We start from the raw sequence: 16,120 nt of genomic DNA, 5'->3' as shown, positions 1-16,120 counted from the left end.
TGCAGGTCGCTGATGCGGGCGCCCCGGATGGCGTCTCGGCCTCCGCTTCGAGCGGTACTGAAGCATCCGGCGGTGACTCGGCCAGTGCGTCTTCTTCCGCAGGTTCGGAAGCCAGCGTGTCCGGTGACTCAACGAGTGCTGGCGCCGAGGCGACGTCCGACGGTAGCGCGAGCGGCGATGATGCGACCGTCGACACCGATGCGAGCACAAACGTCTCGGGTGCCGGCATGACCGGCAGCACAGACTCGTCCGCGGACGGGTCAATCGAAGGCGACGGGTCCGTTGACGCGGCCTCCACGGCCTCGTCCGGACTATTAGCGGATGAGGACTCTGCAAGCGTGGAGTCGAACGGTGGCGCCGCGGTTTCGATCGATGGCGATCCGAGCGGCAGCGCGTCAAGCACGTCCAACGCCGGTCTCACTGGAGATGACGTCTCGGGCAGTGCAAACGCCGACGCTTCCGCGGACCTCGATAGTACGGGTTCCGCGGCAGTCGGATCGGCAGCAGGCGTGAGCACCGAGATCGACGGCGACGTCCAGTCGGTTGATGCCGGTGCGGCCTCGGTTGCCGAGGTCGATGGCGAGGGATCGACGGACACGTCCGCTGAAGCAAATGCCGGCTTGACCAGCGACGAGCACTCGGCCGAGGCCGCAGCGAATGCGGCAGCCGGTGCAGCCGGTGTCAATCCGGAATCCTCAGCCGGTGTCTCAGCCAACGTCGAAGTCGGCGACGATTTCGCGGACGCGAATGCAGATGCCAATGCTGACGCGAACGTCGACAGTGGCACGATCGAAACCGACACTGAGACCGACGTCAACGTCGACGCCAGCGTGTCTGAGGACGAAGAGGACGTCGACGAGCCCACGGACGTGGCGGACGACGGCGATATCGTTGACGAGGATGACGAGGACGCGGCAATGGCCAAGTCCAGGTCCTGGACCAAGTCCATCGTCACGCCGCACATGGTCAAGAGCATGACTCATTCGTTGAGCCATGCGCATAGCGATGACGGCGACCTCGCAAAGGCCATGGCGAAGGCTCAGGCCAAGGCGCTCAACACCCCGGGCACACAGAAGACGACCGCGAAAACGAATACCAGCACCCAGACCATGGGTGACGCGGAAGCCTCCGCGGATGCGGACGCCGCTGCGCAGATCCTGCCGGACGGCACCATGTCGGCGGAGACCTTTGGAGAAACCAGCGCGGAAGTCGAGTGACGACAACGGCATGGGCAGCCCGCGGCATTCCGCGCCGCGGGCTGCCCAGCCTCATGGAGCACAACAGCAATGGAGAAGAATCTCTATCTTGCCATCATCGTGGCCATCGCCTTCGGCGCGACCATTCTGCTGCCGCGTCTCGTCGAGGGGAACGGCCGGTCACTGCTCACGACGCTGCTGATCGATTCAAGTCCAGAGCAGAGCGACCGCCTGGAGGTCGGCAGTCCCGTTGGTCCCGTCGACGCTTCTGTCGCGGGATTCCGCCTCGACTTGGGATCGACAGCCGAAGACTCGCAATAGCTACGGCTGTTCCTGATTGCCTTGCGGGTTGAAGCGACCGAGGTTGCCTAGGAACTGCTGGATAAGCGTCAGCTCGTTGCCTTCGGTTGGGGTGGTGCGCTCGACATAGGCGATGGTGCGGCCGTCTTCCTGGCCGTAGATCCGCATGTTCTCAACGACGTCGTTTTCGTCGAACGAGATCGCCAGCACTTCCTGGTCGACCACTTCGGGCTCGAAGAAGGCGGTCGTCTCCGTGCGTTTAGAGATGTAGTACCAAGTGCGGTCGTCGAAGGTGGAAATCGCCGAGGGTGTGCCGATCAGCTCCGCCACGCGGTTCTTGTCATCGACGCCGGGATTGATGAGCACCACCTGCTCTTCGTCCGGCTTGTTGCCGCGCTGGTCGATGCGGGCGGAGCAGGCGGCGACCGTCAAGGCCACAGCCAGCCCGACAGCAGCCAGCAGCGTACGGCGATAGCAACCGATCATCCGGATCATGCCCTCTGTGAGTACCCTTGTGTTGGCGCGCTACCGGCGCTATGCCCCAGCGCGAGGCGTCCTTCGCGCGCGGACCATCGCACTCGAGGGCTTGCCTGTCAAGTTTCAGGATTCAGCTATCGTGTTGTTTCTCAAGCGATTATTCCAGACGCCTCGGTTCCAGGCGGAAGGCCGGGCACTCTACCGCCAGATCGCGGCGCGCGCCCGCCGCCCGATCCTGTACACGCTCTACGGGGTGCCCGACACGATCGACGGCCGCTTCGAAATGCTATGCCTGCACGCCTATGCGGTTTTCCATGGGTTGAAGGGGAAGGGCACCGACGCCCAGGACCTGTCGCAAGCGATCTATGATGCGATGTTCGCAGACCTTGATGGTTCCCTGAGGGAGCTTGGCGCTGCCGATTTGGGCGTCGGTCGCCGCATCAAGACCATGACCGAGGCGCTCAACGGGCGCATCCAGGCCTACGATTGCGGTTTCGCCGCCGACGACGCCGACCTCGAGCAGGCGATCCGGCGCAACGTCTATGGGACGGTGAGGCCGGCTGACGATCAGGTACGCGGGATGACAGCTTATCTGCGGAACCTCAGGCTCGTGCTCCTGCAAGCGTCCTTTGAGGATCTGCGGACGTCCCGCATCATGTCGCTGCTACCAGAACCGCCAGCATCGCTGGAGGCCACGAATGCAACCGGCTGATCCTGTGGAATTCTCACGGCCCTTGGCGCTCGATCGCGTCAGTGCGACCCAGCATCACGAGGAGGTCACGGCGACGGAGAAGGAGCGCGCCGCCTTGGCGCAGCGCTTTGACTTGCTGGGCCTCGACAGCCTTACCGCCAGTTTCACCCTGAAGCGTGTACGCAAGGATCTGGTACGCGTGAAGGGCAGGGTGTCCGCCGACCTAGTGCAGGCCTGTGTCGTCACCTTGGATCCCGTGCCGGCGCGGATCGATGAGCGATTCGAGGTGGATTTCCTGGAGGGCGCACAGCCGGCGGTTGCCGATCTGGAACTGGATGCCGAGGCTGCCGAGGCGCCGGAACCGGCACCCGACGGCTGGATCGACCTCGGCGAGCTGGCGGCGGAACAGATGGGACTGGCGCTCAATCCTTACCCGCGCAAGCCGGATGCCGAGGTTCCGGGCGAGTGGCGGGCGGAACCGCCGAGCGAGCAGGCTGCGGAAGAGCGTCCTAACCCCTTTGCGGTATTGGAAAAATTGAAGGAAAATAAAGAGTGACCGACGACGCCCAGTGGGAAATGGGCGGGCACAGCCACTAAGCTCGCACCTTGCGCGAAGGGGCGATATTGGCTATGAACCCGCCAATTGGCGGCAGCGACAGCTGCCTTTTATTTTGCAGTGAGACTGGACCATGGCAGTTCCGAAAAAGAAAGTGTCGAGCTCGCGCCGCGATATGCGCCGCAGCCATCATGCGCTGAAGGTGCAGAAGGCAACCGAATGCCCGAATTGCGGCGAGTTGAAGCGCCCGCACCATGTCTGCGGCGCGTGCGGCTATTATGACGGCCGGGAAGTTGCGGCGACTACCAGCGCCTCCTGACGTCACGGCGGCCGACCTGATTAGGGGGAAACGGCCGGCCAGGAAGGAGATCGGGGGGTGAGCGCCAACCTGGCAATCTCTCTGGATGCGATGGGTGGCGACAACGCTCCAGAGATGGTGATCCGGGGTGCTGACATTGCTCGCCAGCGCTTCCCCGAAGCGCATTTCCTGTTCTTTGGTGACGAGCAGCGCATCAAGCCGATGATTGATCGGCTGCCGGGTCTGAGCGCGGTCAGCACCGTGCGCCATGCCGAGACCGAAGTGAAGATGGACGATAAGCCCAGCCAAGCGCTGCGCGCCGGCCGCAAATCCTCCATGCGCCTTGCGATCGATGCCGTCCATAACGGCGAAGCGGCAGCCGTCGTCTCCGCGGGTAATACCGGCGCGCTGATGGCAATGGCAAAGATCGTGCTGCGGACCTTGCCTGGGATCGACCGGCCGGCCATCGCGTCGTTCTTCCCGACCATCCGCTCCGAAAGCGTGATGCTGGATCTGGGCGCCAATGTCGAGTGCGACGCCACCAACCTCGTGCAGTTCGCCGTCATGGGCAGCGTATTTGCACGCACAGTTCTTGGTGTGCGCGAACCTTCGATCGGGCTGCTCAATGTCGGCACCGAGGAGATGAAGGGGCACGAGGAGGTACGCGGTGCTGCGCAGATCCTGCGCGCGGCTTCGCATGTGCCCGGCACGTTCCACGGCTTCATCGAAGGCGATGACATCGCGCGCGGAACCGTCGACGTGATCGTCACCGACGGTTTCACCGGCAACGTCGCGCTCAAGACGATCGAGGGAACCGTGAAGCTCTATGGGCAGTTCCTGCGGCAGAGCTTCAAGAGCTCCTGGATGGCAGGAATCGGCTATCTGATGGCGCGGCCGGCCCTGAACGCCCTGCGCGCGCGGGTTGATCCCCGGCGCTATAATGGCGCGATCTTCATGGGCCTCAACGGCATCTGCGTGAAGAGCCACGGCGGTACCGACGCCTTCGGCTTTGCCAACGCGATCGGCGTTGCCGTCGATATGGTGCAGAATGATGCCATCGCGAAGATCCAGCAGGAATTCGCGGAGCTCACTGCGTCGACGGAAGCCTCGCAGACTGCCGCATCGCTTTAAGGTCGGATTGATATGGTCACACGTTCCAGAGTTCTCAGCGCCGGCTCCTATTTGCCGGCCCGCATCGTGACCAATGACGAGCTGGCCAAGACCATCGACACCAACGACGAATGGATCCGCCAGCGCACCGGCATCCGTCAGCGCCATATCGCGGCGGAGGGGGAGCTGACCTCCGACCTTGCGGTCGCCGCCTCGCACCAGGCGCTGGAGAATGCCGGCCTCAAGGGCAGCGACGTCGATTGCATCATCCTCGGCACCTGCACGCCGGATCATACCTTTCCGGCCACGGCGACCCGGGTCCAGCACGTGCTGGGCGCCAAGGGTTTCGCGATGGATGTCGGCGCGGTGTGCTCGGGATTCGTCTTCGCGCTGGCGGCGGCCGATAATTTCATCCGTCTCGGTCAGGTGAAGAATGCGCTGGTGATCGGCGCGGAAACCTTCTCGCGCATCCTCGACTGGAAAGATCGCGGCACCTGCGTGCTGTTCGGCGACGGCGCCGGGGCGGTGGTGCTGCAGGCGAGCGAGGGCAAGGGCAACAAGAGCGACCAGGGCATCCTTTCCACGCACCTGTTCTCGGACGGGGCGCATTACGAGCGGCTCTATGTCGATGGCGGCCCGTCGGCAACCCAGACCACCGGCCATGTGAAAATGGACGGCCGCGAGGTCTTCCGCCACGCCGTGGTTAATCTGGCGGCCGCGATCGACGTCGCCATCGCGGCCAACAACATCAACGCGGACGAGGTCGATTGGCTGGTGCCGCATCAGGCCAACCGGCGCATCATCGACAGCATGGGGCACCGGCTGAAGCTGCCGGAGGAGCGCGCCGTCATCACCGTCGATCGCCATGCCAATACCTCCGCGGCATCGATTCCTTTGGCGCTCGCCGAAGCGGTCAATGACGGGCGAATCAAGCGCGGCCAGCTGGTGCTGATGGAGGCGATGGGCGGCGGCTTCACCTGGGGCTCGGCTTTGGTGCGCTGGTAGCCGAGTCGTCGCATGTCCGCGTTTACCATAGTGTGCAATCAGCGCGGCAGCGCGTCTTAAGATCGTTCCTTAATTGACTGATATATCGTGACTCGTTAGGCTTGTTTCTGGCCTGTTACGAGAGACTCGCGGGCCAAGCTGTGCGACCAAGATACAGCGAAGGACCGAGGGGGACGAAGCGCATGACTGGAAAGACCATCACTCGCGCCGATCTCAGCGAGTCGGTTTATCAAGAGGTAGGTCTGTCTCGAAACGAGTCGGCCGAGCTGGTCGACACCGTGCTTGAGGAAATCTCCGCCGCGCTGACACGGGGCGAGAGTGTCAAGATTTCGTCCTTCGGTTCGTTTCTGGTGCGCATGAAAGGCGAGCGCATTGGCCGCAACCCTAAGACCGGGGAAGAGGTGCCGATCAAGCCGCGCCGGGTACTGGTGTTCCGCGCCTCGCACGTGCTCAAGGACCGGGTCAATAAAGGCATCGCGTCATGAGCAACGCCAAGCCGGCTTCCCGTCCTGAGGTCCAGCAGACACCGCAGGCAGCGGCCCAGGGTTCACCGAGGGCGCGTCGGGTCGAGAAATCGGCCGATGCCTTCCGCACCATTTCCGAGGTCGCGGACGAGTTAGAGGTGCCCCAGCACGTCCTGCGTTTCTGGGAAACCAAGTTCGCCCAGATCCGGCCCCTGAAGCGGGGCGGCGGCCGGCGCTACTACCGCCCGGAGGATATCGACCTTCTCAGGGCCATTCGGGGCCTGCTCTATGACAAGGGCTACACCATCAAGGGCGTCCAGAAGCTGATCCGCGAAGGCGGGCTGAAGCTGTCCGATGGCGAGGTGGTGCCGGATGTGCCGGGCCCCCTGGAAGGCGAGGAGGCTGCCAGCCAGGCTGAGGTGGCTCCTGGCGCCGATCTGCCCCTGTTCCGGGCTACCCTGACCACCGATCAGGTGCGGGAGGTGAAGGCGGCGGTCGGCGAGTTGGCGGAACTCCGCGACCGCCTGCGCCGGGCGCTCGAGGCTGGCAAAAGGGCCAGAAATTAAGGCCGAAAATTAACGACTGTTACACCGTCGTCCTTGCTCGCCTGCGCAGCGGTCGCTATATAACCCGCGCCGGTTGGTCCACCCCCAGATGAGGACCACCCGCGCCATATCATGCGAAGTCGGAGCGTAGCGCAGCCTGGTAGCGCATCAGACTGGGGGTCTGGGGGTCGTGGGTTCAAATCCCGCCGCTCCGACCATTCTTCAGCCGCTCAAGGAAGTCCGGCTTCGGCCAATTCAGAGGAACGGCCAGACAGATGCCGCCTCCGACATTGATCCATGTTCCGAGGCCACTTCCTTCGTCCGGCGGGAGAGGTGGGTTGAGATAGAGGTTGGCGCGCGCCTGCTCCACGCTCACTTTGCGGAGCCAATTGCCGACGATTAAGGCGGTGATCGTCAGGATGAGCAGCCACGTGCACTGTTGGCAGGGGCAAGCTGTACTTGGGCCACTTGCTTCTCGGCGAACGGGCGCGTGTGTCTTTCGGCGTAGTCCGTCTGGCGACTGTCAGAGCCCTCGACCCGACACCATATTGCGCAGCATGAGCGCGCAGGATTCAGCGAAGCAGACCGATCGTCAAGCCGTGGCCGAGCACGTTGCGGCTGCGGTGACCACGCCGCTTGCGCGCTTGGTTCCTTCGGCTTCGGCCGTGCCCGACCCAAGCATCGATGCGTGGGTGGAGCGCGAGCAGCGCCGCGGCCGCTCCAGCATCAAGGTCGGTCTAACCATTCTTGGCGTCGCCTGTCTGGCGGGCATCGCGATGTGGGTTCTGAGTCGACCGCATGCTTTGCCACTATTGTCTTAGCGGACGGTAACCCGCTTTCGCTTCATTCGGGAACCGGCGTCACCTTCACCGCGCTGACCTTCTCGGTGCACCACGTGAAGGACGGGGCGTGATGCATTCTCCGTCACAGCCATGTCATGCAGGACGGCATCGACGGCTTCGATCAGCCTCACGTGCCGCGCCCATGACCGGCCGGGAATTGCGCCGGACCTGAGCCGCGCCTCGGCCCAATTGCGCACCTTTTCCAGATCGCTCTTCACCTATACCTCGCTGTCGCCATCCTCGCGGCCAACAGCCGAGGTGCGGGCTGGTTCCTGTGAACCTACTGCGTATTTTGACGCCGCTCTTCCCTAGCGTGTCGCAATCGCCGCATGGGCACGGTCCGCCTCTCGAGCGCGCTTCTGATCCGGGCTGGCGCGCAAATGGCCCATCAACCGGTACTCGACCTTGTTGAAGGCCCAAGCGATCAGGTAAGTGATGGCCAGATAGATGAGGCCGACGAAGATCCATACCTCGAACGTGCGGAACGAACGGGAGATGATGACCCGGCCGACGCCGGTCAGATCCATGAGAGTAATGATGCTCACCAGCGATGTCGCCTGGAACAGGAACACCACCTCGTTGGAATAGGCCGGCAAGGCGAGACGTGCCGCCTTCGGCAGAATGATCCGGCGATAGAGCAGCGAGCGCGGCATGCCACATGCCCGCGCAGCTTCGATCTCACCGATCGGCACGGCCTGGATCGCGCCCCGCAGGATCTCGGCTGTGTAGGCCGCCGTGTTGAGCGTCAGCGAGAGAACGGCGCAGAAATACGGCTCGCGGAAGAAGACCCAGAGGCCGGCATTCTCCAGAGCATCGCGGAACTGCCCGCTGCCATAGTAGATGAGAAAGAGTTGGACCAGCAGCGGCGTGCCGCGGAAATACAGGATGTAGCAATAGACCGGTACGCGCAGGGCAGGGTTGTAGGATACCCGGGCCAGGGCCATCGGGACAGCGAGCACCAACCCCAGTGCAACACTGAGTGCGGTGATCTCGATCGTCAGGATGGTACCGCTCATGAACCGCGGCAGGTTGTTCCAGATCGGCTCCAGTCCCCAGCTCTCGAAGAACGCGTCAAGCGATTCCATCATGCCGCTCACGCGCGCCTGATACCGCGATTGGCCCAGACCTCGGCGCGATGCTGCAGCAGCATCGAAACCACGGTGATGCCAAGATAGATGAACGACGCGGTCAGATAGAAGGTGAAGGGCAGCTTGGTATTGCGTGCGCCGATGTCGGACCAGCGCAGCAGCTCCTCGAGCTGGATCACCGACATGAGAGCCGTAGCCTTGATCAGCACCAACCAGACATTGCCGAGGCCGGGCAGCGCGAAGCGCCAGACCTGCGGGAGCATGATGCGCCAGAGGGTCTGGACCCGCGACATGCCGAAGGAATAGGCAGCCTCGATCTGCCCTTTCGGGATGGCGAGGAACGCGCCGCGAAATACCTCGGTCGCGAAGGCGCCGTATATGACACCGAGGGTCAGGACTCCCGCCGTGAACGGATCGATGTCGATCAGCACCTCAGACCCGAGGAGAGCGGTCAAGGTCCGCTGCAGCAGGATCGTGACGCCATAGTAGACCAGCAGGATCAGGACAAGTTCCGGGATGCCGCGCACGATGGTCGTATAGGCGTTCGCCACGAGGTTAGCGGGCCGCGAGCGGGCCAGCTTGCCCCACGCGCCGATCAGGCCCATCAAGATCGCGACAACAGCTGCACAGAGCCCCACGAGAATGGTGATCTGCACCCCTTCCCAGAACACCCAGCCGTAGCCCCGATAGTCGAACAAGCTCCGACTCCGTTCTATGCGACAGGCTGCAAATGGGAACGCGCCCCGCTCACGCCTTGCCCAGCGCGGGCGGGGCCGAGAGTCATGTCGCGGTCCTTAGCTTACGGGCTTTCCGTAGACGTCGAAGTCGAAATACTTGTCATTGATCGCCTTGTAGGTGCCATCGGCGCGGATCTGATCGATCGCCTTGTTCAAGGCATTGAGCAGCTCCGTATCGCCTTTGCGGATCGCGATGCCGGCACCTTCGCCGTGCCATTTCGGCTCGCTGTAGTTCGGCCCCACGAACTCGAAGTCCGCCCCTTCCGGCGTCTCCAGGAATCCCTCTAACAAGGCGACCGAATCCGCCATGACCAGGTCAACACGCCCGGCAACCAGATCAGCGTTGGCCTCGTCCTGCGTGGCATACGTGCGGATGTCAACGTCCGGGAAATTGTCGCGCAGGAAGTTCTCGTGGATCGTCGCGCGCTGCACGCCAACTGCCTTGCCCTTCAGCCCTTCCGGCGAGATTTCCAGGTTCGCGTCCTTCTTGGCGACGAACTTTGCGGGCGTGTTGTAGTACTTCTTGGTGAAGTCGACGACCTTTTTGCGCTCCTCGGTGATCGACATCGAGGCAATGATGGCGTCGTACTTCTTGGCATTCAAACCGTCGATGATGCCGTCCCAGTCCTGCACGACGAACTCGCAGTCGAATTTCGCCGCCTTGCAAAGCGCCTTGGCGATGTCGATGTCGAAGCCGACAAGTTTTCCGTTCGGGTCGATCGAATTGAAGGGCGGATAGGCACCCTCGGTGCCAATCTTCACCTTCTTCATGTCCTCGGCAATGGCGGAGCCGAACGTTGCAGCCAACATCGCGCCGGCCAGTAGCCAAGTTGTAATCCTCTTCACTGGTGCCTCCATGTGTTTCCGATGATCCCGCCGATTGCAGCGGTATTCTTGTGAGTGCCGCTAAGATTAATTTGACAGCCATGCATTGGCAACGTTGCAACCGACACGGCCACTTGCCGTTCAGACCGGCGGATCATCGGCAAAAGCCGTCGTATAGGCTACTCAGGCGAGGTGATCAGATCATGCACAGTCATTAAAGCCTAGGGTCAGGACCCATAAACTGATCGAAAGACTCGGATGACGACTTCGAGCCCAGGGCGGCCCCATCAGCCGGTCGGCGGCCTGCCGGTGTTAACCGCTAATTGAGCGGCGAAAGCCCGTTTGTAGGTAGGCCGCGTTTCACCGCGGGCGAGGTAGGCTGCTAGGTTTGGGTATTCGTCCAGAATGCCCGACGATTTCAGCCTGAGCAGCACCGACACCATCATCAGATCCCCCGCACTGAACGCACCATCGAGCCAGTCGGCATTGCCCAGGCGGGCGGAAAGTTGTTTCAGCCGGTTGCGAACGCGATCCTCGACCAGAGGCAAGCGCTCGTCGTGCCAGGGCTTGTCACCCTCCAGGAGCCTGGCGGTTCCAAGTTCAAGGATCGGCGGCTCCACCGTGTTTACCGCGGCAAACATCCAAGTGATCGCGCGCGCCCGGGCATTGGCGTCATCCGGCAGAAGGCCCGCATGGCGCTGGGCGATATGGAAGACGATCGCCCCTGTCTCGAACAGGGCAAGATCGCCTTCCTCGTAAGTCGGAATCTGGCCGAAAGGATGAAGAGCCAGATGCGCGGGTTCCTTCATCGCACGAAACGAAACAAGGCGAACCTCGTAGGGTTGGCCCACTTCCTCAAGCGCCCAGCGAACGCGCGTATCACGCGCCAATCCCCTGCCGCCATCGGGTGACCGTTCAAAGGCGGTAATGGTGATGGTCATCGTGAGGCTCCTCCTTGGCCAAAATCATCGGCTGCGGTGCGGGCAAGCTGTCGAGGCAAGCTCACCGAGATTGAAGACGATCTCGTTCCGTGTCCGGTTTGTCCTCCGCAGACCTTTGCAAACTGAGATTCCATCTGATGTGACATCGTGATTCAAGCGCAGCAGGAGGACCTGTCGACGTCTGATCAATTCTGGCTGACTAAGGCTCAGCTCAAGCGCATTGCAGCTTGCGCGACGCCGAGGCCCAAGCTGCCGCCGAAAATCACGACCTTTTTGCCGTCGAGAAAACGTCGTGACACTGCTCTTTCTTGCTGCTGTGGTGCGTAGGTGAGATAAAACGGCGCCTAGCCGGCGTAGGCCGCCTCGAGGTCGGCGATGACGATCTTCTTCATCCTGTACATGGCTTGCAGCACCCGACCGGCCTTCTCCCGGTCCGGATCCGTGATCAATCGAAGCAAGGCGGTTGGCGTCACTTGCCAGTAGACGCCGAACTTGTCCGTGAGCCAGCCGCACGGCTGCTCCTTGCCGCCGCCGGCCGTCAGCGCGTTCCAGTAATAATCGGTTTCCGCCTGATCCTGGGTCTCCACAAGAAAGGAGAACGCTTCGTTGTACGGCACGTGCGAATTGGCATTGAGGGCGACGACCGGCAGCTTGGCCAATTCGAAACGGACAACCGACAGTTCGGGGTCGGGAAGGCTCGTGCTACTGAGGACCTTCGAGTCCTTGAACACGGACATGTAAAATTCCATGGCCTCCTCGGCCTGGTTCTGGAACCAGAGATGGGGAAATATTTTCGGCATGGTTCTCATCCTTGCGATCGTTGGGAGTCTCGCGGGTTGGGATCAGGTGATCGGTCTTGGCATCACCGTGCGATGCGGCCGAACGCGCGCGTCAATTCCGCCGCGATCCTTCCTGGCCATCCACGATCGGGATGACCGAGCCATCCCACTCGCGCTCGAAACCCATGGCGCGAAGGCGACGGCTGGAAAATCGCGCAATGGTGTGCATCGTCCAGCGGTGCTGAAGCCCGGCAACATGGTCGCAAGGGTAAAGGACTGGCGGCGTATCTCAATGCGCTACGACCGCTGCGCTCACACATTCTTCAGCGCTATCTGCATCGCGGCAATCGTTACCCTTTGGCTCGGTCAATGAGTCTTGACCTTAGTACATGCTCCGGTGGAGCCGGCAGGCTGCCCAGCCCGGGAGAGGCACGTGTTGGCCGCGTCAAGCCCCCGGCGGCGGCACGGGCCGTCAAGCGCTCATGAGCCTCGGGCCCTACCTGACGATCGCAGCACTGCGGACAGCCAATTTCGACCCCGGCCCGTGCACCGCGGCGAACAATAGGCCGGCGATGAACGTGAAGTGATCGACGAAGAAGCCGAACTCTGTCTGGTTGCCCTCCCAGCGCGCAGGCCCGTGGAAGGCGAAGGCGAGGAAGAGGACATAGGCCGCGGCGAGGAGCGATGCCTCGGTGAAGAACGCGCCGGTCAGGAAGCACAGCGCCAGCGCGGTCTCGAACAAGGCGGCGAGCCAGGTGAGGAGCAAAGGGAGCGGGAAGCCCGCGGAGGCGATGTAGCCGGCGGTCCCGTTCAGGTCGGCGAACTTGAAAATCGCCGCAATGGCAAAGAGGCCAGCGAAAATGAGCCGGGCAACAAGAATGGCGATGACCTGCCACAAGGACGCTGATGCATTCATGCTCATCGGTCCGATCCAATCCGAACGGATTAGGAAAGCTAACCGACGCGCGTCGAACGGCTCAAGCGTCAGATTGTATGCAGACGCTTGGCGTTGAAAGGGGGATCGTCTTGCTCCGCGCGTTGGCGGAGCCCCGATGCCTAGCGCGCAGCGCGCAGGCGATCCTGCGCCTCGGTCGGCAACAAGCCGTGGAGCTGCAGGCGCATCTCCTCGAGGGCACGGCACAGGAGTGCCAGCCTGTTGGCCGCCTCGAGAGTATCTCTACCGGATTGCCTCAGTTCCACGATCAGCGCGCTCTGCTGCTCGATCCGCTTTTCCATCAGGCGAATATGTTGAAGCGCCGCGCCCGTGGTCCCGTCCATCTGCCGTACTCCTGTATCGATCTTTTTATGGCTCATTTGGCTGCATTCTGGTGAGCGGGGGATGAACGCGCGATGAACGCGCTCGTGACATTTGGCAAATGATCGCGTAGCAGAAAGATATGTCCGGCCGCTACGCCTTCACATTGTCATCGGAGGCCATCCGCCAACTATTCGGCGTAATCGGTGGGGAGTGGGCTGAGCCGCGCATCAATCTTTCGCCCTCGTCAATTAACCCGGTGATCCGGATGAAGGACGGTGCGCGCGAACTGGTACCGATGCGATGGGGGCTGCGGCCGTTCTGGTGGGATCCCGCCAAGACCAAGAATCAACCTTTCAACGCGCCGGCGGAGGAGATCGCTTCGAAGCCATTCTTCCGCGATGCCTTCAAGCACCGCCGTTGCGTCGTGCCCGCCACCGCCTATTACGAATGGGACCGATCGGGCAAGCCGCCGAAACCCTATCGCCTGACGGTCGACGGCGGCGCACCTTTCTGCTTCGCCGGCCTGTGGGAGCGATGGAAATCGCAGGAAGGGGAGGTGATGGAAACCTACACGATCGTGACCACCCAGGCGAACAAGCTGGTGCGCAACTGGTACAACCGCATGCCGGTCATCCTGGACCGGGAAGAGATCGACAATTGGCTGGCGCAGTCGGACCGCATGCTGCTGGAAGCGATGCTGGATCCGTTCCCCGCGCACCGCATGGATGCCGAGGCCGTGTCCGCCAGGCTCAACAATTCGGCCTATGAAGGGCCTGTGTAGACGTTTGCAGCTGGGGGCTCTCCGGCCGATACAGGAACAGCCCGACCACGAAACGGTCGATCGTCTCGCCATCGCCGCTGCACGGCATGACCAGCCGCCGCACGGATAGGGACGTGCCGTCCGGCGCGACGAACTGGTGAGCCAGAATGTCGTCCTCCGCAGGCTCGCCGGTTTCCATCGCGCGGAGATACGGTGCAGGGATGGTCTGATACTGTTCAGGCAGAATGACTTCGTCGAGAAACCTGTTGGTTAATCGCGGCCGGCGAAGCTGACCGCCGCCGTTCCGGGCGAGGCGGACGCGGAAGCGTGGTGACGCGCCGATCGCTTCGACGATCACGATGTTTGGCAACCACGGCTTCAGTAGCTCCGGCCCAAAGGCACTGCGCAACGGCACGTGCATCTCGCCCTTTAGTCGGATCCACAATGCGCGCAGCGCCGCGGCGGTCGCTCCCGGGAAAGAATCGAGGCGCTAAAGAGCCGGTTTGTCTCTTGGCGATCGGCCGGAGTCCGAGTATGGGATTCGGTGAGACAACGAACCGCGAGCCTGAGGAAGCGAGAGCATGAACGGCGTTCACGACATGGGCGGCATGCACGGACACGGGCCAATCGCGCCGGAGGCGGATGAGCCCCTGTGGCATGCACCGTGGGAGGCGCGGATCTTCGGCATCACGCGCGCCATGACCTTTCCCAAGGGCTTCAACATCGATCGCTTCCGGCACTTGCGCGAATTATTGCCGCCGGACCTCTACCTTGCGCGTGCCTACTATGATCACTGGTACGCCGTGTGTATCGCCGCATTGCTGGATGGCGGCCTCGCAACTGCGGACGAGATCAGGCATGGCCGAGCTGCGCCCGGCGGCGCTAGGCGCAACGACGCCGTGCGCGCGGACCAGGTGTGGCAGAGCCAGAAGAGCCAGGGCATCTTTACGCGCGAGCTGGAGACGCCGCCTCTGTTCGCGATCGGCCAGCGCGTGCGAGCGCGCAACATAAACCCGGCGGGGCACACGCGCCTGCCGCGTTACGTGCGCGGCAAGGTTGGCGTGGTGCACCTCCATCACGGCGGCCATGTCTTCGCCGACACCAACGCGCACATGCAGGGTGAAGTGCCACAACACCTTTATACCGTCGCGTTCTCGATGCGCGAGCTGTGGGGACCGGAAGCCTCGGCGCGCGACGAAGCCTGCCTCGATTTGTGGGAGTCCTATCTTGAGCCAGCATAGCCACGCGCATGACGACGATCTTGCGCACCACCACGACATTCATTCCGAGCTGCCGTCGGATCCGGCCTTGCGCGTCAAGGCCCTGGAAAGCCTGCTGACGGAGAAAGGCCTGGTCGATCCCGCTGCGATCGACGCCTGGATCGAGATCTATGAATCGAAGATCGGGCCGCGCAATGGCGCGAAAGTGGTGGCGAAAGCCTGGGTCGATCCGGCGTATAAGCAGCGCCTTAGGAGCGACGCAACCAAGGCGATCGGGGAACTGGATTTCCTCGGCCGCCAGGGCCAGCACATCGTTGCAGTCGAGAACACGCCGGAAGTCCATAACCTTGTCGTCTGCACACTGTGTTCCTGTTATCCGCTGTCCATCCTGGGGCTGCCGCCCGCCTGGTATAAGTCGGCGCCGTATCGCTCGCGCGCCGTGCTCGATCCGCGCGGTGTCCTGAAGGAGTTCGGCACGGACCTGCCGGAGCATGTGAAGATCCGGGTCTGGGATTCGACCGCCGAGGTGCGCTATCTCGTCGTGCCTGAACGCCCCGCCGGTACCGAGCATCTGAGCGAGGAGCAGTTGGCCGCCCTGGTCACACGCGACTCCATGATCGGTGTCGCCAAGGTGAAAGCGCCGTGAGTGGACCTGCGCAGAAATCGTGTGCCGATGCGGCGCTGCAGCCGATCCGCCGGTCCGAGCACGAGCCCTTGTTCGCCGAACCGTGGGAAGCGCAGGCACTGGCTCTCGCCGTCGCCCTACAGCAGGGCGGCTGCTTCACCGCCGTGGAATGGGCCGATGCGCTCGGCGCCGCCATCAAGCGCGCGCAAGCAGCCGGCGATCCTGATGATGGCTCGACCTATTATCGCCACGTGCTCGATGCGCTGGAACACCTGATGCAGGAGAAGCAGATCGCCAGCGCCGATTTGCTCGCCGCGCGCAAGGCCGCCTGGGTCGAGGCCTACGAGCGCACGCCGCACGGTAAGCCGGTGGAGCTGTAGTAGAACGCTTCCTCGCCGTCATC

Annotated in this window: 23 protein-coding genes, 1 tRNA gene and 1 pseudogene; 16 read left to right on the top strand and 9 right to left on the bottom strand. The window is 62.7% G+C overall.

Annotated features, from left to right (window positions below):
• Positions 1 to 116 precede the first annotated feature (116 nt).
• A complete protein-coding gene (locus DTX69_RS20285) occupies positions 117 to 1,217 on the top strand; it encodes a hypothetical protein (protein ID WP_162917390.1) in 1,101 nt (366 codons plus the stop codon).
• 69 nt (positions 1,218 to 1,286) lie between these two features.
• The gene (locus DTX69_RS20280; protein ID WP_119303372.1) at positions 1,287 to 1,517 is read left to right on the top strand and encodes a hypothetical protein; all 231 of its coding nucleotides are present in this window, start codon (positions 1,287 to 1,289) and stop codon (positions 1,515 to 1,517) included.
• Here DTX69_RS20280 and DTX69_RS20275 read toward each other — a convergent pair whose 3' ends face one another.
• The gene (locus tag DTX69_RS20275) at positions 1,518 to 1,991 is read right to left on the bottom strand and encodes an outer membrane protein assembly factor BamE (protein WP_284735947.1); all 474 of its coding nucleotides are present in this window, start codon (positions 1,989 to 1,991) and stop codon (positions 1,518 to 1,520) included.
• 121 nt (positions 1,992 to 2,112) lie between these two features.
• On the opposite strand from DTX69_RS20275, the gene DTX69_RS20270 reads away from it, so the two are divergent.
• The 9 genes from DTX69_RS20270 (at position 2,113) to DTX69_RS20225 (ending at position 7,463) form a co-directional block, all read left to right on the top strand.
• Positions 2,113 to 2,685, top strand: a complete 573-nt coding sequence (locus DTX69_RS20270; protein ID WP_162917389.1) for a ubiquinol-cytochrome C chaperone family protein — start codon at positions 2,113 to 2,115, stop codon at positions 2,683 to 2,685.
• Positions 2,672 to 3,220 (top strand): YceD family protein, encoded by a 549-nt coding sequence (locus tag DTX69_RS20265; RefSeq protein WP_119303369.1) that lies wholly within the window; start codon positions 2,672 to 2,674, stop codon positions 3,218 to 3,220. Before DTX69_RS20270 ends, DTX69_RS20265 begins: the two co-directional genes overlap by 14 nt.
• Positions 3,221 to 3,353: 133 nt before the next feature.
• The gene (gene rpmF, locus DTX69_RS20260) at positions 3,354 to 3,539 is read left to right on the top strand and encodes a 50S ribosomal protein L32 (RefSeq protein WP_119303368.1); all 186 of its coding nucleotides are present in this window, start codon (positions 3,354 to 3,356) and stop codon (positions 3,537 to 3,539) included.
• 57 nt (positions 3,540 to 3,596) lie between these two features.
• Complete coding sequence (gene plsX / locus DTX69_RS20255) at positions 3,597 to 4,649, top strand: phosphate acyltransferase PlsX (RefSeq protein WP_119303367.1); 1,053 nt, start codon at positions 3,597 to 3,599, stop codon at positions 4,647 to 4,649.
• Between the two features lie 12 nt (positions 4,650 to 4,661).
• The gene (locus tag DTX69_RS20250; RefSeq protein WP_119303366.1) at positions 4,662 to 5,633 is read left to right on the top strand and encodes a beta-ketoacyl-ACP synthase III; all 972 of its coding nucleotides are present in this window, start codon (positions 4,662 to 4,664) and stop codon (positions 5,631 to 5,633) included.
• A gap of 182 nt (positions 5,634 to 5,815) precedes the next feature.
• On the top strand, positions 5,816 to 6,118 hold the full coding sequence (locus DTX69_RS20245) for an integration host factor subunit alpha (RefSeq protein WP_119281117.1): 303 nt from the start codon (positions 5,816 to 5,818) through the stop codon (positions 6,116 to 6,118).
• The gene (locus tag DTX69_RS20240; RefSeq protein ID WP_119303365.1) at positions 6,115 to 6,663 is read left to right on the top strand and encodes a MerR family transcriptional regulator; all 549 of its coding nucleotides are present in this window, start codon (positions 6,115 to 6,117) and stop codon (positions 6,661 to 6,663) included. Before DTX69_RS20245 ends, DTX69_RS20240 begins: the two co-directional genes overlap by 4 nt.
• A 120-nt stretch (positions 6,664 to 6,783) precedes the next feature.
• Positions 6,784 to 6,860: transfer RNA gene (locus tag DTX69_RS20235), tRNA-Pro, on the top strand.
• A 339-nt stretch (positions 6,861 to 7,199) separates the two neighbouring features.
• Positions 7,200 to 7,463 carry a hypothetical protein gene (locus DTX69_RS20225; RefSeq protein WP_119303363.1) on the top strand — a complete coding sequence of 88 codons (264 nt, stop codon included), beginning with the start codon at positions 7,200 to 7,202 and terminating at the stop codon, positions 7,461 to 7,463.
• A 329-nt stretch (positions 7,464 to 7,792) separates the two neighbouring features.
• Here the strand turns inward: DTX69_RS20225 and DTX69_RS20215 are convergent, their stop codons facing one another.
• The 5 genes from DTX69_RS20215 to DTX69_RS20195 all read right to left on the bottom strand — a co-directional run bounded on the left by DTX69_RS20215 (position 7,793) and on the right by DTX69_RS20195 (position 11,824).
• The gene (locus DTX69_RS20215) at positions 7,793 to 8,572 is read right to left on the bottom strand and encodes an ABC transporter permease (RefSeq protein WP_284735946.1); all 780 of its coding nucleotides are present in this window, start codon (positions 8,570 to 8,572) and stop codon (positions 7,793 to 7,795) included.
• 5 nt (positions 8,573 to 8,577) lie between these two features.
• The gene (locus DTX69_RS20210; RefSeq protein WP_119303361.1) at positions 8,578 to 9,270 is read right to left on the bottom strand and encodes an ABC transporter permease; all 693 of its coding nucleotides are present in this window, start codon (positions 9,268 to 9,270) and stop codon (positions 8,578 to 8,580) included.
• Between the two features lie 96 nt (positions 9,271 to 9,366).
• The gene (locus tag DTX69_RS20205) at positions 9,367 to 10,155 is read right to left on the bottom strand and encodes an ABC transporter substrate-binding protein (RefSeq protein ID WP_284735945.1); all 789 of its coding nucleotides are present in this window, start codon (positions 10,153 to 10,155) and stop codon (positions 9,367 to 9,369) included.
• A 266-nt stretch (positions 10,156 to 10,421) separates the two neighbouring features.
• Entirely contained in the window at positions 10,422 to 11,075 is a 654-nt protein-coding gene (locus DTX69_RS20200) for a glutathione S-transferase family protein (RefSeq protein WP_119303359.1), read from the bottom strand.
• 344 nt (positions 11,076 to 11,419) lie between these two features.
• Positions 11,420 to 11,824 (bottom strand): VOC family protein, encoded by a 405-nt coding sequence (locus tag DTX69_RS20195; protein ID WP_284735944.1) that lies wholly within the window; start codon positions 11,822 to 11,824, stop codon positions 11,420 to 11,422.
• Positions 11,825 to 12,107: 283 nt separating this feature from the next.
• On the opposite strand from DTX69_RS20195, the pseudogene DTX69_RS20190 reads away from it, so the two are divergent.
• A pseudogene (locus DTX69_RS20190) lies at positions 12,108 to 12,227 on the top strand (IS5/IS1182 family transposase); the annotation flags it as partial.
• A 123-nt stretch (positions 12,228 to 12,350) separates the two neighbouring features.
• Here the strand turns inward: DTX69_RS20190 and DTX69_RS20185 are convergent.
• Both DTX69_RS20185 and DTX69_RS20180 read right to left on the bottom strand, forming a co-directional pair.
• A complete protein-coding gene (locus DTX69_RS20185; protein WP_284735943.1) occupies positions 12,351 to 12,776 on the bottom strand; it encodes a DoxX family protein in 426 nt (141 codons plus the stop codon).
• Positions 12,777 to 12,910: 134 nt separating this feature from the next.
• A complete protein-coding gene (locus DTX69_RS20180; RefSeq protein WP_119303357.1) occupies positions 12,911 to 13,132 on the bottom strand; it encodes a hypothetical protein in 222 nt (73 codons plus the stop codon).
• Positions 13,133 to 13,251: 119 nt separating this feature from the next.
• Between DTX69_RS20180 and DTX69_RS20175 the strand changes: the two genes are divergently transcribed.
• A complete protein-coding gene (locus DTX69_RS20175) occupies positions 13,252 to 13,893 on the top strand; it encodes an SOS response-associated peptidase (RefSeq protein WP_119303356.1) in 642 nt (213 codons plus the stop codon).
• Here the strand turns inward: DTX69_RS20175 and DTX69_RS20170 are convergent.
• A complete protein-coding gene (locus DTX69_RS20170; RefSeq protein ID WP_284735955.1) occupies positions 13,862 to 14,326 on the bottom strand; it encodes a PAS domain-containing protein in 465 nt (154 codons plus the stop codon). The two genes, DTX69_RS20175 and DTX69_RS20170, sit on opposite strands and share 32 nt — an antisense overlap.
• 127 nt (positions 14,327 to 14,453) lie before the next feature.
• Here DTX69_RS20170 and nthB point away from each other — a divergent pair, with 127 nt between their 5' ends.
• Genes nthB through DTX69_RS20155 form a run of 3 tightly spaced genes read left to right on the top strand, consistent with a single transcriptional unit; the run spans position 14,454 to position 16,097 of the window.
• Positions 14,454 to 15,113, top strand: a complete 660-nt coding sequence (gene nthB / locus DTX69_RS20165; RefSeq protein ID WP_119303354.1) for a nitrile hydratase subunit beta — start codon at positions 14,454 to 14,456, stop codon at positions 15,111 to 15,113.
• Positions 15,100 to 15,738: a nitrile hydratase subunit alpha gene (gene nthA / locus DTX69_RS20160; RefSeq protein WP_284735942.1), complete on the top strand. Its 639-nt coding sequence runs from the start codon at positions 15,100 to 15,102 to the stop codon at positions 15,736 to 15,738. The genes nthB and nthA overlap by 14 nt, the downstream gene beginning before the upstream one ends.
• Entirely contained in the window at positions 15,735 to 16,097 is a 363-nt protein-coding gene (locus DTX69_RS20155) for a nitrile hydratase accessory protein (protein ID WP_119303352.1), read from the top strand. Before nthA ends, DTX69_RS20155 begins: the two co-directional genes overlap by 4 nt.
• The last annotated feature ends 23 nt before the right edge of the window (positions 16,098 to 16,120 follow it).

This window comes from Dongia deserti (assembly GCF_003574735.1).
In the GTDB taxonomy this organism is placed as follows: Bacteria; Pseudomonadota; Alphaproteobacteria; order Dongiales; family Dongiaceae; genus Dongia_A; species Dongia_A deserti.
The sequence above is the reverse complement of the archived record's forward strand: the minus strand, read 5'-3'. Positions and strand labels throughout refer to the sequence as shown.